This window comes from Shouchella rhizosphaerae, from assembly GCF_036700015.1.
Lineage (GTDB): Bacteria > Bacillota > Bacilli > Bacillales > Bacillaceae_D > Shouchella > Shouchella rhizosphaerae.
Genome location: NZ_CP144921.1, coordinates 789,545 through 803,727, shown reverse-complemented (window position 1 = coordinate 803,727; position 14,183 = coordinate 789,545). Strand labels below are relative to the sequence as shown.

At 44.3% G+C, this 14,183-nt stretch carries 15 protein-coding genes; 8 read left to right on the top strand and 7 right to left on the bottom strand.

The features are described from left to right. Window positions 1-50 precede the first annotated feature (50 nt). Together V5G21_RS04250 and V5G21_RS04245 are read left to right on the top strand one after the other, a co-directional pair. Entirely contained in the window at window positions 51-779 is a 729-nt protein-coding gene (locus tag V5G21_RS04250) for an MBL fold metallo-hydrolase (protein ID WP_338465239.1), read from the top strand. An 87-nt stretch (window positions 780-866) separates the two neighbouring features. After that, on the top strand, window positions 867-1,502 hold the full coding sequence (locus V5G21_RS04245) for a bifunctional 4-hydroxy-2-oxoglutarate aldolase/2-dehydro-3-deoxy-phosphogluconate aldolase (protein ID WP_011247978.1): 636 nt from the start codon (window positions 867-869) through the stop codon (window positions 1,500-1,502). 326 nt (window positions 1,503-1,828) lie between these two features. On the opposite strand, the gene V5G21_RS04240 is transcribed toward V5G21_RS04245, so the two are convergent. The 6 genes from V5G21_RS04240 to V5G21_RS04215 are packed head-to-tail and all read right to left on the bottom strand — an operon-like array spanning window position 1,829 to window position 6,915. Beyond that, window positions 1,829-3,025 (bottom strand): hypothetical protein, encoded by a 1,197-nt coding sequence (locus V5G21_RS04240; RefSeq protein ID WP_095254872.1) that lies wholly within the window; start codon window positions 3,023-3,025, stop codon window positions 1,829-1,831. Between the two features lie 10 nt (window positions 3,026-3,035). Then, on the bottom strand, window positions 3,036-3,854 hold the full coding sequence (locus V5G21_RS04235) for a hypothetical protein (RefSeq protein ID WP_035202808.1): 819 nt from the start codon (window positions 3,852-3,854) through the stop codon (window positions 3,036-3,038). After that, the gene (locus tag V5G21_RS04230) at window positions 3,851-4,540 is read right to left on the bottom strand and encodes an ABC transporter ATP-binding protein (protein WP_011247975.1); all 690 of its coding nucleotides are present in this window, start codon (window positions 4,538-4,540) and stop codon (window positions 3,851-3,853) included. The genes V5G21_RS04235 and V5G21_RS04230 overlap by 4 nt, the downstream gene beginning before the upstream one ends. Continuing rightward, the gene (locus V5G21_RS04225) at window positions 4,533-4,913 is read right to left on the bottom strand and encodes a GntR family transcriptional regulator (RefSeq protein ID WP_011247974.1); all 381 of its coding nucleotides are present in this window, start codon (window positions 4,911-4,913) and stop codon (window positions 4,533-4,535) included. Before V5G21_RS04225 ends, V5G21_RS04230 begins: the two co-directional genes overlap by 8 nt. Window positions 4,914-4,930: 17 nt before the next feature. Beyond that, window positions 4,931-6,094, bottom strand: a complete 1,164-nt coding sequence (locus tag V5G21_RS04220) for a hypothetical protein (RefSeq protein ID WP_063608547.1) — start codon at window positions 6,092-6,094, stop codon at window positions 4,931-4,933. Continuing rightward, on the bottom strand, window positions 6,094-6,915 hold the full coding sequence (locus V5G21_RS04215) for a hypothetical protein (protein WP_095254871.1): 822 nt from the start codon (window positions 6,913-6,915) through the stop codon (window positions 6,094-6,096). Before V5G21_RS04215 ends, V5G21_RS04220 begins: the two co-directional genes overlap by 1 nt. 345 nt (window positions 6,916-7,260) lie before the next feature. Between V5G21_RS04215 and V5G21_RS04210 the strand changes: the two genes are divergently transcribed. Continuing rightward, the gene (locus tag V5G21_RS04210; protein ID WP_011247970.1) at window positions 7,261-8,103 is read left to right on the top strand and encodes an NYN domain-containing protein; all 843 of its coding nucleotides are present in this window, start codon (window positions 7,261-7,263) and stop codon (window positions 8,101-8,103) included. A 251-nt stretch (window positions 8,104-8,354) separates the two neighbouring features. Here V5G21_RS04210 and V5G21_RS04205 read toward each other — a convergent pair whose 3' ends face one another. Next, a complete protein-coding gene (locus V5G21_RS04205; RefSeq protein WP_095254870.1) occupies window positions 8,355-8,684 on the bottom strand; it encodes a helix-turn-helix domain-containing protein in 330 nt (109 codons plus the stop codon). Between the two features lie 212 nt (window positions 8,685-8,896). Between V5G21_RS04205 and V5G21_RS04200 the strand changes: the two genes are divergently transcribed. From V5G21_RS04200 to V5G21_RS04180, 5 genes are all read left to right on the top strand, one after another. Then, a complete protein-coding gene (locus V5G21_RS04200) occupies window positions 8,897-9,064 on the top strand; it encodes a hypothetical protein (protein ID WP_235360755.1) in 168 nt (55 codons plus the stop codon). Window positions 9,065-9,370: 306 nt separating this feature from the next. Then, window positions 9,371-10,936 (top strand): beta-N-acetylhexosaminidase, encoded by a 1,566-nt coding sequence (nagZ, locus tag V5G21_RS04195; RefSeq protein WP_011247968.1) that lies wholly within the window; start codon window positions 9,371-9,373, stop codon window positions 10,934-10,936. 49 nt (window positions 10,937-10,985) lie between these two features. Further along, a complete protein-coding gene (locus V5G21_RS04190; RefSeq protein WP_011247967.1) occupies window positions 10,986-12,329 on the top strand; it encodes an ABC transporter substrate-binding protein in 1,344 nt (447 codons plus the stop codon). Between the two features lie 56 nt (window positions 12,330-12,385). Then, window positions 12,386-13,291 (top strand): carbohydrate ABC transporter permease, encoded by a 906-nt coding sequence (locus V5G21_RS04185; RefSeq protein WP_082111841.1) that lies wholly within the window; start codon window positions 12,386-12,388, stop codon window positions 13,289-13,291. 87 nt (window positions 13,292-13,378) lie between these two features. Then, complete coding sequence (locus V5G21_RS04180) at window positions 13,379-14,182, top strand: carbohydrate ABC transporter permease (RefSeq protein WP_035203614.1); 804 nt, start codon at window positions 13,379-13,381, stop codon at window positions 14,180-14,182. Window position 14,183: the final 1 nt, after the last annotated feature.

Here is a 14,183-nt window from a genome sequence, read left to right as displayed (position 1 = left end):
TGAGAACGGCAAGTTGTGATATTTTAGTAGAAAGAAAGGAAGGTGTATTCGTGTTTACTTTTATTGGCTGTGGCAGCGCATTTCATACAAAACTAGGCAATAACGGCATAATGGCAAAAGAGGGCGGTAAGCTCTTTTTGATTGATTGCGGCAGCTCGACGTTTCATCGTCTGCAATCGTTTTATGTATTAGACGGGGTTGAGACGATACATGTCGCCATGACTCATACTCACCCTGACCATATAGGCTCCCTTGGCGATTTGATTTTTTATTCCTATTTTAAAATGGAACCAGCATTTCAAGCAAAAGTAACAGTGCTAGCGCCTCAAGCATTGCTGCCGGCGATCAAGGCAGTGTTGAAAGGAAATGGAGTAGATGATACCCATGTCTTTTGGCAAGAAATAAAGGATGCCTATATGTACGAAGGGTGCGGCGGGATCGAACTCATACCCGTACAAGTCCAGCATGCTGAAAATCTGCTTTGCTTTGGCTACGAAATCAACGCGAAAGGCAATCATATCTACTATAGCGGCGATGCCAATGCAATCAGCGCCGACGTGTTGCAAAAATTAAAAGCAGGACAATATGACGTCTTTTACCAAGACACATGCACGGCCGATTATCCAGGAAATGTCCACTTGTCATTACGTAAGCTGATCGAACTTGTCCCCGAAGAGAACCGGTCTGTTGTGTGCTGCATGCATGTAGATGAGGAATTCGATTTAGCCTACGCAAAAAAACAAGGATTTCAAACGGCAACCGATTATTTGATTTCGTGATCGCGTTTTTGTTGATTGACAACGTTTGCATTAAGCTCCTATACTAATGAAGATCCAAGTACAAAGACAACTGTGGAGGGTTTCCATATGAGTTTAGACAAGCTTTTGTCTTCTGGGGTAGTGGCTGTTATGAGAAAGCTGCCTGTCGAAGACATTGAAAACATTGCCAGTGCTCTTATTGAGGGTGGCATTAGTGGTTTAGAGATTACGCTCGATTCAGACGATGCTTTAGGTGTGATCGAGCGCTTAAGCAAGCTCGTTGGCGATCGTGCTGTCGTCGGTGCCGGTACAGTGCTAAGTTCAGAACAAGCTGAAGCGGCCATTGACGCTGGGGCTAAGTTTGTATTTGCCCCTATTCTCGACAAAGGTACGATTGAAGTGGCGAAACGGAGGGAGACGATTGTCATTCCTGGCGTATTTACGCCTACAGAAGCGTACCAGGCTATAAAATGGGGCGCCGATGTCGTGAAAGTGTTTCCTGCTGATTGCGTTGGGCCTTCTTTTATCAAATCAGTGAAAGGGCCACTGCCGATGGTGCGGATGATGCCGACAGGGGGCGTTGATTTAACCAACTTAGCCTCGTTTATAAAAGCTGGTGCAGTCGCAGTCGGTGCAGGAGGCTCTTTGCTCGACAAAAACATCATTGCTGCCCGCGATTGGCCACGTTTGACGGCACTCGCTAAACAATACGTCGATTGTGCGCAAACGGCAAGGGGCAACTAAAACAGCGACTGTCCTTATTAAGCAACGAAGCGTAAAATCGAAAACAAGAACAATGATTCATAGATAAAAGAATTTGTCCAAGAGTGGCGGGAACTAATGAGTAAGAGCGTCTAAAAAGATGCTCTTTTTTTATTGTTTTTTACTATTTCTCTCAAAGCTTGCCTGTGTGAGGAAAGCGATTTCATAACGCCACATACAAAGCTTCTTGCCATCGCAGGTGCCGTTGTATTGGTGAAAGAGTGGGAAAATAGGGGATGCCTTGGTCAGCGAGGAAAAGGTAGACAGTTGAGAAATCGAATTTCCCAACTGCCTAACCATTTGTCGTTTTATAGTGGCCCTTCGTAGTACACGTCTAGCCAATTAAATGAGATGAACGAATCGCTTGTATTGACGAATTGCCCTTCGTAGACGACTTCGTTGGAGCTTAAGTGAATGGCTTTAACATAGGCAAGGATGTCTTGGTGGTTTTGATCCACAGTAAACACATACAACACGCCGTCTTTACAGGCAACGCTAGCGATTTCCCCATTGATTTCAAAAGTGGTTGCTTCAGGAAGCCGACCATCATGTTTTTCTAAATCGATAAGATGATAGGATAAATTGCTTCCATCCTGCTGTAAAAGAATAAGCTCATTCCCGACTTGAAAATGTTCATACTTGACCATGTCTTTCATCGCCAATGCTTGCTGGACTTCCTCGCTGTTATTATTGTCTTCAGACAAGACATTAAGCTCTTCGCTATCATAGCTATACGAATAAACTTGTTCAATTTCTGTGTCGCCTTCTGGAGATACGTGTTCAATCGCCCAAGTTAAATAGCTGTTCGGCGAGAAAAAGCTAAAAGGGTATGAATCTAGATAAATATCGGCTTTGCTTATCGTACTTACGTATTCTTCAGACCCACTGAAATGGGCAAGTTCCTGGCGTTCTTCGATTTGTTTGCTTCCCGGATCAATTTTATAAAGAGAAACGACTTCGCTGTTGCCAACGGACTCGAGCAATGCAATATGCAAGAGCGAATCGCGGATCTGAACATCAACCAAGTCAACTTGCTTAGATGGCGTGGTTTCTATGCGAAAGTCCAACGACTGCCCTTCCGAGCGGTCGAGCCAGCTAATTTGAAGTGACCGTGTTTTTTCGATCGGATGAAACTGAGAGGGAACGTCAATATGGACAATAAAATCTTGATCTACGTATAACGAGTTCCATGTATCTTTTCCTCTAAAAAAGGAGCGGAACTGTTTTTGCAATTCATTAATAGCCGGATTTGGGTGCTCATCAAGCGATTCAAGAAAGGAAGGCTTGTTTAGCTTTCCATACAAAGGGACAGCATAATTCCTTTCGTTTTGCCCTCTTATGCCAAAACCTGCAATGATTTCTTCAGAGCCAGATATCGTTTTAAGCTCGATGCCATCGGCGAGTTCCTTTATATCTTGCTGCTTAAACGTGTAACTAAAAGCCAACCAACTAAAGACGACCATACTAAACACAACTAATGTCACGCTATACCAATATCGTTTCATCATAAGCCTCCTACACCGTCACATATTTGGCGATGAGCCGTCTGGACAGCAGAAGATTAATGGCGATTAACAGAGTGACTAGCGCAATCCCCACAAAGAAACGCTCCGAATCATAAATTTGCCCTGACAGCATTCCGAGAGGGACGGTCGCCGCACATAGGACGACTCCCCCATAAGAAAGCGCAAAGGCAATCCCTATTAAACGAAAAGACCGCTCAATTAAAACCATTGTAAAAATCGTTGTTAATGCGAATAGCCCACAGCCAAACATGATAAACAGATCCATAAAGTAGTTTTCAGTGTTAAACACATGGATAAAGACAAAATCAAGTGTGGCATTCAAATTGCCTGTTTCTAAAATTTCATTTGGCAGGCGCAGCGATAAAAACAAGTCTTGGAGTGGATACAAACACAATTGGAATGCATAAACAACGATCGCCATGAAAGCAATGGCCGATAGTTTAGCAAAATAAACGTGCATCCGGCTGTTTGGCAACATGAGCAGCCTGTGTATGAAAGGGTGGCTGCCATACCACTCCTTATACCAAATCAACAACGCGTAACAAAATAGTGCGCCAAATAGGAAGATCAGCGGACCTACATAAAGGGGGCTGAACAAAAACAAACTAATCGAAATAGGGCCGTTTTCCATTAAGAATTCGGCAGCAGTTCGGCCAGATGCCAAATGAGCGTTATATTCGTTTAATGTAGTTTGCGTGTAGATGAAGACGACGGCAAACTGCATGAGTGCAAACAAGCCGAGCCCCCCGAGAAACAAAGGCATGACGCGCCTCAGTTCAAAATCAAACAATTTTAAATAGCTTTTCATGACTGGTATACCTCACGCATTACATCTTCAATCGACTTCCCTTCAGCTAGGCGCATTTCTTCTGTATCGAACTGCTTAAGGACACGCCCTTCATCAAGAAAAACGACTTTGTCTATTAAATGTTCAATATCATTGATTTCATGAGTTGTAATAATGACGCCGCGATCTTCGAGAAAGCCACTGGAAAACAAATCGGTAATTTGTTCGCGACTGAAAATATCAATGCCCGAAAACGGCTCATCCATTAGCACGTAGTGTGTATCTAACGATAGGCCAAGGAGAAGGTTTACTTTGGCTGTATTCCCCTTTGATAAATCAGCAATTTTTGCCGCACGATCAAGCTTAAAGAATTTAACGAGTTCATTGGCGCGCTCATCGTTCCAGCTTTTATAAAAGTCGCGCATAAAAACAATTGCTTTGTCAATCGTCATTGAGGGCGGCATCGGGATGACGTCAGGAATGAATGTCAATGTTTCATATCCCTTTGGCGAAAGTGTGCTGCCGTCGATCTTAATTTCTCCGCCACTTAATGGAGTTAAATTCGCAATCATTTTCAGGACAGTCGTCTTGCCGACGCCATTAATGCCGATTAGCGCAGTAATTTCCCCGCGTTTGGCGATGAACGAGACGTTATGCAGCACAGCTTTGCGGCCATATTTCTTCGAGACGTTTTTTACTTCAATCATGTTCCGTTTCCCCTTCCTTATAGCTAGCTTGGATCATGGCAATGACTTCGTCGAGCGGAACTTGGATGGTGCGGATTGCTTGCAAAAATGTATCAATTGACTCCTGGATTAATTCATCACGGACGGAGTCAAGTACGTCTTGGTCATACGTAATCCGGCTAGGTTTGTTCCGTTCAGTATGAATCAACAATTGATCCTCCATTTCTTTATAGGCACGTTGCGCTGTGTTTGGATTGATTTTTAAAGTCGCGCCTAGTTCGCGGCGCGAAGGGATTTCCTGCCCGGCAACAAGCTTTCCGGTAGCAATTTGCTCCTTAAAGTAGCGGATAACTTGTGCGTAAACGGGCTCGCGGGTGTTAAATTGAATGTTCATCAAGCGCTCCCTTCTTTTTATGCACGTTCCAATTTATGGAAATGAAGATATCCATTTTCGGTTCTATACTCGGTTTTCCCATGATAGAGGATTTGTCCGTCTTCTAGTTTAACTGTGTAAATACTATAGCTGGAAACAATCGGATGTTCTTCTGGCATCGTTTCGTCTATAAGCAAGTGAAGAAAGCCGTTTTCCTCAGTGAAACCAGCTATATAGTGGTCTTCATTTTCGGTTAGTACCTTTGGCAGTTCACCGATCTGAGTGATCTTATCTGGAGAATCCGTTTCAAAACGGTAGACGATTTGTTCGTCCGTTCCCCCTAACAGTATGACACTGCCGTCTTCTGTTTCTGAAGCATTGATCATGTTTTGTCCATTGCTTGTGTCGATTTCTGACAAGTGGTTCGTTTTGAAATCGTAAAAAGCGAGCGATCCATCGATGTCCAAAATGACCGCTGGCCGCTGTTTAAAATCAAAAAATACGTAGGCACTGCTGCTGGCAACCGAATCGGTTGCCAAATCGGCAAGGCTGGCTTTTTGTATAATGGCTTGTTTCTCTAAGTCAATTACATAAAACCAAAAGCGCTCGCCCGTTGGCGTTTCCGTCATTGTTTCCATAATGACGGAAACAGTATTGCCTTCTACATAAGCGTAAGAAATATAACCTGTTTCTTCGTCTTGAAGTCCGTCAACAGAAATGGTCGCTTGCATGGAATCGCCTGTGTTGTTCTCAAGGACTGTAATCAACATTTCCTGTTGATCCTGTGTGAGGCTAATAGCAGCAACCTGGTTATTTTCGTCATTCACGTCAATGTAGGTATACAAATCATGAACAAGTGGTCGAAATAAAGACCGATGTTCAAACGCGATGCGGTCATAGTAAGGGTCATATCCTGCGTCATAGCGTTCAAGCCATGACAATGGTTCGCCAAAGGCGACAGTGTGCCCGTCTGTTTCAAATAAAAGCGAATTGCTTGTGGAATCTTGACTTTTCTGCAAGTAACCGCTTAGCTGCACTCTTTCTAAATACGATTCGTCGCCGGAAATGGTTTCCCACTCAAAGGGAATCGGTTCAATGTTTAAACGATCGGAAATGGCTACATAGAAGTAGGTGATGGTCACTGACAAAAACGCAATAAATACGAACAACACCATGTAGCGTTTCGTACTAAAATGGTTCATTAGGCACTCACCTTCTTCCGGATTAAGTAAATGCTTAGCCAGGAAGACAACACGACCGTCGTCAATCCCGTTGCTACAGCTATCAATAGTGCTTCTGACGGGAATACACGTCCATATAAGTCACCGATAAAAAAGAAACTGTTCAACCAAAAGACAAAAGCCAAATAAAGCGCTCCTAACAATGCTCCTTTGATACGGAAACTGCGTTCAAGGAGAATGGCGGAAAACAAGGCCGTTAAAAAGGCAAAACCTAGGCCATAAGCAAGGACGAATACAAATGGGTCGAGGGGAATGAGCAAGCCAAATAACCTGTTCGTTTGCATCACTTGCGCCATTGTTAACGGAGCAAGAAAGAGTTCACTCGGCACAACTGCTTCAATGATTTTGTTGCCAATTGCGGCTAGTACAATTTGCAGCGCGACTAAACCAAGAACGAGTAGAAATAGTAAAAACAGCTTAGCTGCAAATAATTGAGCACGGTTGATTGGCAACATTAACAGCCGAGTGATGACGTTGTTTTTACCGAGCCAGTCACGGTACCAAATAAGCAACGAATAAACGAGCATGATTGCAATCGCCATCATTATCGAACCAATAATAGGAAGTTCGCTGTACAAGTACTCCCAACGAATCGAATAGGACTCGGCAATTTGCTTAAGTGATACGTTTGTAATTAAAGCTTCGTTTGTGAAGTGGGCAGCCTGCGTTGAGGCCAAGACATAAATCGCAATTAGCTGGATCGCGGAGACAAGGCCGAAAAGGAAAAAATACATCTTGGACACACGCTTCCATTCAAAATGCAGCAACGATAGAAATCGCATAAGTCACCTCTTTTTGTGTGTATGTATTAAGTAATTCATACATGAGCGTCTATGTGTACTATATGCTTGATACAGATAAACTGTCAAGCTTTTTTTAACAACGTATGAAGCACGTTGTTTTTGCATAGATTGGAACAGGATTGTTTTGTTTTGACTGCTGGCTATGAAGACAAACGATTTGCCCAAGTGAACAAGCCAGAATTTCATAGGCTTTTTCTGGATTTTATCGTACACTAGAGCTACAGACCATTCGTGGCAGCAGAACAAAACATCGTCCTCATGGAATGAATAGGAGGGAGGCTGTCTTGGGAGGACAGCGAGAAATCGCGCAAGGCAGCTAGCGGAATGAGCAAAGTACACACAGATGAAAGAGAAGATATGTTTAAAACAAAAGACCATAACAATGTAGCGATTTTTATTGATTATGACAATGTGTATTGGACGCTAATGAACCGGTACAACCACAACCCTAACCACGAAGAGCAGGAAAAGAATTTATTTAATTGTTTATGGGACCGGTACGGGCAAAACCAAGTCCGCACGTTTCGCGCTTATGCGGACTTCCAGAGAATCCGTTCAAGCTTGACTGATCTCCAAAAGCAGCGCGTCCAAATACGCCACGTCTATTCAAACGATAAGGAAGGCGATTCCCGCAAAAATTCGTCGGATATTGAACTTTGCATAGACGCAATTGAAAGCACTTATAAAGACGAGAACATTTCTTGTTATGTATTTGTCACAGCGGATAGCGATATGGTTCCGATTATGAGCAGGCTGATGTATAAAGGGAAACGTGTGGAACTTTATTATTTATCAGAGGCAGCGCCAAAACATACGGATATTACAAATTACTCCCATTATAGCGAGGACTTGCGTGACTTTTTGCAACTAGAAATCAAGGAGTACCATTTGGAATCCTATAAACTGGATGCCCTTCGTTTTGTCGAGGAATGGGAACAACGCTTTGGCTCGGAAAATGAATTGTATTTAGGGGCGCCGTGGTTGAGAAACCAATTCTCGATCAAGTTTGGCATTCCTGCCAATTCAGCGAGTGAACTGATTGATTTATTGAAAGTAGAAAAGCTGCTTGGCACTGAAAACAAAGAATTGAAGAATGGGGATATTAAACCAAGTCTAGCGTTAACAGAACAAGGGCGCAGTTGGCTTGCACCCTTGTCGAAAGCGTAGTGATGTTTTAGGTGGAGATTTGTCGAATCTTAAGGGTTGACTTGTAGATAAGTCTCAAATATTATAGGGATAGACAACAGATTCGTTATAATTCGCTAAAACATTAATGCGTTAGACAAATTCGTTATGAGAGGCAAGGACATACCTTGTCTCTTTTTGTATGTTTTTGACCACTCCTTTTTAATAGGGATTCGTGCTATATGCTTTGTTCCCCAAATTGTAAAATGGTAAACCTCTAAATGCACTTATTTTCATTGGAGGTCACTGCATCGTCTGTTTTTTCGAATCTTTCTAAATAACTTCAACTGCTCCTCTAAAAATTCCTGCTCTTCCTTATCCAAATCTTTAAAATAATAGCGCTGCGTTTGTTCATTGATACGATCTGTTTCTCCGGCAAGATAAGAAATGGAAACGTGATAGATTTCGGCAAGCTGTTTTAGCTTGCGAAGGGAAGGTTCGTTCCGGCCTTGCTCATAGAAGCCGTATGCACTTTCGGTAATGCCGAGAAAGGAAGCAACATCTTGTTGGGTTAACTGGTGGGCCTTTCGCAACTCGCGCAATCGTTTATTCAGCTCGATCATAAGCATACCCTTCCTGCATGTTCGCAATAATTTACTCAACTGTTTATTTAAATTTGCACTCTTTTTTATTGTGTCATTCTATTGACTGCCAATTATTTGTTGGGTAAACTGAAACTACAACATGTTGGGGAGTGATCACATTGTGCAAAAGGGATCAATTAATTTCCTTACGAAAAAGCAGAAACTGGTCTCAACAAAAGGTCGTTAGTCTGTTGAAGAGAAGATACGACATCATCATCACGGAAAGTTATTATGGAATGATTGAACAAGGGTCTAGGCTTCCGAGTTTGTATGTGGCCCTCGCCATTTCCGATTTGTTTAAGGCTGAGCCGTCTGCGCTGTTTGGTGCCCCTAAGCGCAAACGTGAAATCCATTCTTAGGGACAATTGGTTCGATAAAAGGATGCGATAATCCTCTAGGTAAGCGGAAAATAATATAAGAAAAGCGGCCATGTTCGGGTGGGGCACATCGTTTGATTGGGAGGCATAAAAGCCTATTTTCATTGATAGGATGATAGAAAGGGAACGAAAGCTGCTTATGGAAAAAGAGTAACGCTCCCTCTTGGGACGATGTGACATTCCTCCTGTCGATGGCGCGGTGCTTGATCGCTCCGCAAAACAGCTAGCAAAAGGACAAGAAAGCCGTTTTACAGGCCATTTTTAACGGCTTAAGGGAGAGGGAAGGCCATGGATGAAGAACAAAAAAGAATGCTTGGACAGTTACTAGTCTTTGGATTTCATGGAACAACAGCGACGCCGGAAATAAAGGCGATGATCCGTAACCATTATGTCGGCAACATCATTTTGTTTAGTCGTAACATTGAAACGCCTGAACAATTGTTGACCTTAACGAGCGATTTACAAAAAGCAGCAAAGGAAGCTGGTCACGAGCGCCCGTTGGCGATTTGCGTCGACCAAGAAAACGGAACGGTACGCCGCCTAAGTGGTGTAACAGCGCTGCCAGGAGCGATGCTTCTGGGGGCAACGCACAAACGCCGTTATGCCTCCATTGTCGGGCAGTTGACGGCGAAAGAGCTTCGCGCTGTAGGTGTTAACTGGAACTTAGCCCCGGTGGCTGATGTGAACAATAATCCGAACAACCCAGTGATCGGCGTCCGTTCATTTGGTGAGGACCCAAGCAAAGTCGGAGATTTTGCGAAGGAAATGATGACGGGGATGCAGGCAGAGGGCGTCATTGCTACACTGAAGCATTTTCCAGGCCACGGCGATACGGTTGTTGACTCGCACCATGCCATGCCGACCATTCCCCATGGCTTAAAACGCCTTCAACAAGTGGAACTTGTGCCTTTTAAAGCGTGTATAGAAGCAGGCGCGGAGGCGATCATGAGCGCTCATATCCATTTCCCAGCACTGGAGACGGAGCCAGTTCCTGCGACGATCTCTTATAAAGTAATGACCGAACTTTTACGGCACGAACTAGGCTATTCAGGCGTATTGATGACAGACTGCTTAGAAATGGAGGCGATTGCCGGGTCGATCGGCACCGCCCAGGGTGCTGTGGCCGCATTGCTTGCAGGTGCAGATATGCTTGTAGTCTCACATTGCGAAAGCAGGCAACGCCCTACAGTCGCTGCGTTAGAGGCGGCTTTTGCCGAAGGGAGATTTGACCAAAAACGGCTGGACATGTCGTTTCAGCGCATTGATGCTTTAAAAGCAAAGTATTTGTCTTGGGATCGGCTGCCCCGGCGAGAGGATTTGAAGAACGTCGGATCAACGTTTCGGCAAAGCGAGGCAAATACCATTTATGCTGACGGGGTGACCGCAATTGGCGAGCGAAAGCTATCCCCTCATCAACCAGTGCTGCTATTTTATGGGAACGTTCAGCATAGAACACCTGCAGAAGAAAGGCAGGATGAAGATCATCCACTTGTAGAGGCGCTCTATAAACAAGCGGCAGTGGCAAAAGCAATCGCATTTGACGATGAAAGCCAAAAATGGGAGCGCTGTTTAGCTGAGGCAGATCTTTATGAGCAAATCATTGTGGCCACATCGAATATTGCCCAAGCGCCCTACCAGCAACGATTCATTCACGCATTAATGGCGAAAGGGCATAAGCCAATTATTGTGGCGACGCAAAATCCTTATGACTATCGCTTCGTGTCCAACTCGTTAACGTTTGTGGCCACCTATGAGCCTACGGAGCCAGCAGTTGTGGCAGCTTTAGCATACTTATTTGGCCGTGGCGAGGCAAATGGCCGCTTACCTGTATCGGTAAGCGATGACGGGAGGTGATGGCTTCGTCATCAATCAATGTAAATATCGGTTTTAAGGGGGAAAGCATATGAAAAAATGGCTGCTCTATACTACAGCAGCAAGTGTTTTACTTGTATCGCTAGCCGCTTGCAATAGCGCAGAAACAGGAAAAGACGGAAACGCAAGCAATTCAACGGACACAGTCACAGTCTGGACATACCCAGTACATGAAGAGTATGAAAGCGAATTGAAAGAGTCAATAGCCGAATTTGAAGATGCCAATCCTGATATAAAAATCGAGTATGAGATCCTTTCCTGGGCAGAAGGAGAGCAAAAGTTTGATATTGCTTTAAACACAGGCAGTCCGCCTGACTTGTATTTCGGCAAAGCACTCGGAAAATACAAAGCAACACAGCTTTTAGTAGAGCTGGACGATAGACTTAATATTGATTTAGCTGACTATGATGCTGTTGCGCTCGATCATATGCGGATTGAAGGTTCTTTGTACGGCCTTCCTCTCTATCAGTACCTTCATGTATGGGGCGGGAATAAAGCGCTGTTAGAGGAATACGGAATTGATTATGAGAAAATTCAAAATGAAGGCTGGACATGGGATGAATTTTATGAGCTTGCTGACATCGGCGAGCAAACGAACGACAATGGCGACCGCCAATACGGATTTGTATTCCAAGGCGTTGACGAGGAACTGCTTGATCATCTTGCCCGCAACAATGGCCTTCCTTACCGGATGACGGAGGACGGAATCGCTTGGACAGACGAGCGGATTTTAGAAGCGTTGGAGTTTATTGTCAAACTTCGTGAGGAAGGCATCATGCCAAATGAAACGGCAGCAATTGACGCGGCGAAACGGAATGAAATGTTTTACAATTACCAAGCGCTTTTTTATGGCAGGGCTATCCCTTATTTTGAACCAAGTGCAGAGAAACGCAACGAAGATATCCGAAACGGCGACATTGACGGCGAGGAAATCGAAGTTGTCTTATTGCCTACGCCGCATAATGAAGGTCAAGAAGAAGTAGCTCGAGGCGGGGCAGAAGGCTATTTGTTGTTTACGCAAAAAGGGGCAACGGAAGAGCATATTGCAAACAGCGTCAAAGTGCTGGAACATTTAGCTGGAGCGGATGCGATCGGGCAAGCGTCTTCTGCGCTCGCTTTGCCGATTGTCCATAAACAAGCAGCCGCTGATTACGACTTGCCTCTTTCTGAACTGAATGAACGGGCTGCCCAACGTTTAGCAGGCAAAGTCTTGCCGCCTAACAACATCAACAGTGAGCTAGCGGCCAAAGACGATATGTTTAATACGCAAGTCGTTGTGCCGACATTCCAAGCATTAATGAATGGTGAAACAACGCCTGAACAAGCGTTGGAAAAATTTAAAGCAGAGGCCGAATCAGCGCAATTCAAACCTTAAAGCATCAGGCTGAGAGAGGGGGACTCCCCCTCTCTTTAAGGAAAGGAGGAACATCCATGGCTATGACGATTCAGCCGCCTTCGAAATGGCGTTTGTTTTTTCGTAATTACGGCTGGTGCTATTTGTTTATTGCTGTGCCGATTCTCGTATTTTTGCTGTTTACGCTCATTCCCGTCATTTACGCATTTATTATGAGCTTTCAACAATACCATGTAATGGGTTCTGCCTTTATCGGGTTGGACAATTATAAAACGATGCTTCATGATGATGTATTTTGGAAGTCGATGCGCAATACATTTAGTTTTACAATTGCGACTGTGCCTGTGAGCGTCGCGATCACATTAGTGCTAGCCGTTTTGATTTTTCCACGCGGCAAAAAAATGCAAACCTTTTTTAAGGCATCTCTTTACTTGCCGACAGTCGCTTCAGGCGTAACGATGGCGCTCGTATGGTTTTGGATTTATGACCCGACGAATATGGGCCTCGTGAATATGATACTCGGCCTCTTTGGGATTGATCCGCAGATGTGGCTTGGCAGTTCAAACACTGCTTTATTTTCCCTCATTTTAATGAGCTGGCTGACTGGGCATGGGGCCGGTGTCATTTTATATTTGGCTGCCCTCGGAGGTATTCCTAAATCGCTGTATGAGGCGGCAGACATTGACCATGCCAGTCCTTTATCACAATTTTTTAATATTACATTGCCATTGCTTAAGCCGACAACGCTTTATTTGCTCGTAATGGGCATCATTACTTCATTCCAAGTGTTCATGAGCATTTATTTAATGACACAAGGCGGGCCGAACTTTGCAACCACAACAATTGCTTATTTAATTTATGTACATGCATTTGAATATTACCAATTTGGCCTTGCAGCAGCAGAATCGTTCGCTTTAGGGATCGTCATTATTGTTGCCTCTGTATTTCAATTCAAGTTAATGGCAAGCGACGTAGAATTTTAACTGGAGGTGGTTGCCATGAACCAACCAGCGGCAAACAGAAAGGCGCCTCTTAACCGCCCGCCTGAACGAAAGGCAATCGCCGCAAAAATGGTCAGTTACGCACTTTTGTTGTGTTGGATTGTTATTACGCTAATTCCCCTTTATTGGATGCTGGTCATGTCGTTTAAGGATACGGCAGTGGCGTCTTCCTTTACTCCTGAATGGTTCCCGAAGAATCCATCGATTGCCACATACGTGCGTTTTTTCACGGAAACTGATGCCGTCCGTTGGCTGTTGAATAGCTTGTTTGTCTCATCTGTGTTAACAGTAACCAATGTGTTGTTTTGCTCGTTGGCAGGCTATGCGTTTGCGAAGTTGCGGTTTCCGGGACGGAACACGATCTTTTGGCTGCTACTCGGAACGATGATGATCCCGGCGCAAGTAACATTGATCCCTGTTTATATTATTGTTGTCAACACGTTGCAGCTAGGCAATACATATACCGCGATCATGCTGCCGATGTTTGCTACAGTTGGGAACATCTTTTTGATGAAACAATACATGTCGACTTTGCCGTCATCGCTCATTCAAGCGGCACGGATTGATGGTTGCAGCGAGTGGCGTATTTTTTACAAAATCATTTTGCCGATTTCAAAACCAGGCTTAGCCGTGTTGGCTATTTTTACGTTCGTGGCGACATGGAATGAATTTTTTTGGCCATTTCTAGTTACACAAACAAGTTCGATGCGGACGATTCAAATTGGCTTGGCTAGTTTTAAATTTGCCGATGCCACTGATTTTGGGGCAATGATGGCCGGTTCTGTGGTCGCAGCGCTGCCGATGTTTCTGTTGTTTTTCTCGCTGCAAAAGTATTTTTTGCAAGGCATTACCATTGGTGCCGTGAAAGGATAGG

What these genes read in the sequence shown, in the direction of transcription:
- V5G21_RS04245 (WP_011247978.1), top strand. Translation starts at nt 867, where the DNA reads ATGAGTTTAGACAAGCTTTTGTCTTCTGGGGTAGTGGCTGTTATGAGA.
- V5G21_RS04210 (WP_011247970.1), top strand. Translation starts at nt 7,261, where the DNA reads ATGAGCAAAGTACACACAGATGAAAGAGAAGATATGTTTAAAACAAAA.
- V5G21_RS04180 (WP_035203614.1), top strand. Translation starts at nt 13,379, where the DNA reads ATGGTCAGTTACGCACTTTTGTTGTGTTGGATTGTTATTACGCTAATT.
- V5G21_RS04205 (WP_095254870.1), bottom strand. Translation starts at nt 8,684, where the DNA reads ATGATCGAGCTGAATAAACGATTGCGCGAGTTGCGAAAGGCCCACCAG.
- V5G21_RS04230 (WP_011247975.1), bottom strand. Translation starts at nt 4,540, where the DNA reads ATGATTGAAGTAAAAAACGTCTCGAAGAAATATGGCCGCAAAGCTGTG.
- V5G21_RS04190 (WP_011247967.1), top strand. Translation starts at nt 10,986, where the DNA reads ATGAAAAAATGGCTGCTCTATACTACAGCAGCAAGTGTTTTACTTGTA.
- nagZ (WP_011247968.1), top strand. Translation starts at nt 9,371, where the DNA reads ATGGATGAAGAACAAAAAAGAATGCTTGGACAGTTACTAGTCTTTGGA.
- V5G21_RS04215 (WP_095254871.1), bottom strand. Translation starts at nt 6,915, where the DNA reads ATGCGATTTCTATCGTTGCTGCATTTTGAATGGAAGCGTGTGTCCAAG.
- V5G21_RS04235 (WP_035202808.1), bottom strand. Translation starts at nt 3,854, where the DNA reads ATGAAAAGCTATTTAAAATTGTTTGATTTTGAACTGAGGCGCGTCATG.
- V5G21_RS04185 (WP_082111841.1), top strand. Translation starts at nt 12,386, where the DNA reads ATGGCTATGACGATTCAGCCGCCTTCGAAATGGCGTTTGTTTTTTCGT.
- V5G21_RS04225 (WP_011247974.1), bottom strand. Translation starts at nt 4,913, where the DNA reads ATGAACATTCAATTTAACACCCGCGAGCCCGTTTACGCACAAGTTATC.
- V5G21_RS04220 (WP_063608547.1), bottom strand. Translation starts at nt 6,094, where the DNA reads ATGAACCATTTTAGTACGAAACGCTACATGGTGTTGTTCGTATTTATT.
- V5G21_RS04240 (WP_095254872.1), bottom strand. Translation starts at nt 3,025, where the DNA reads ATGAAACGATATTGGTATAGCGTGACATTAGTTGTGTTTAGTATGGTC.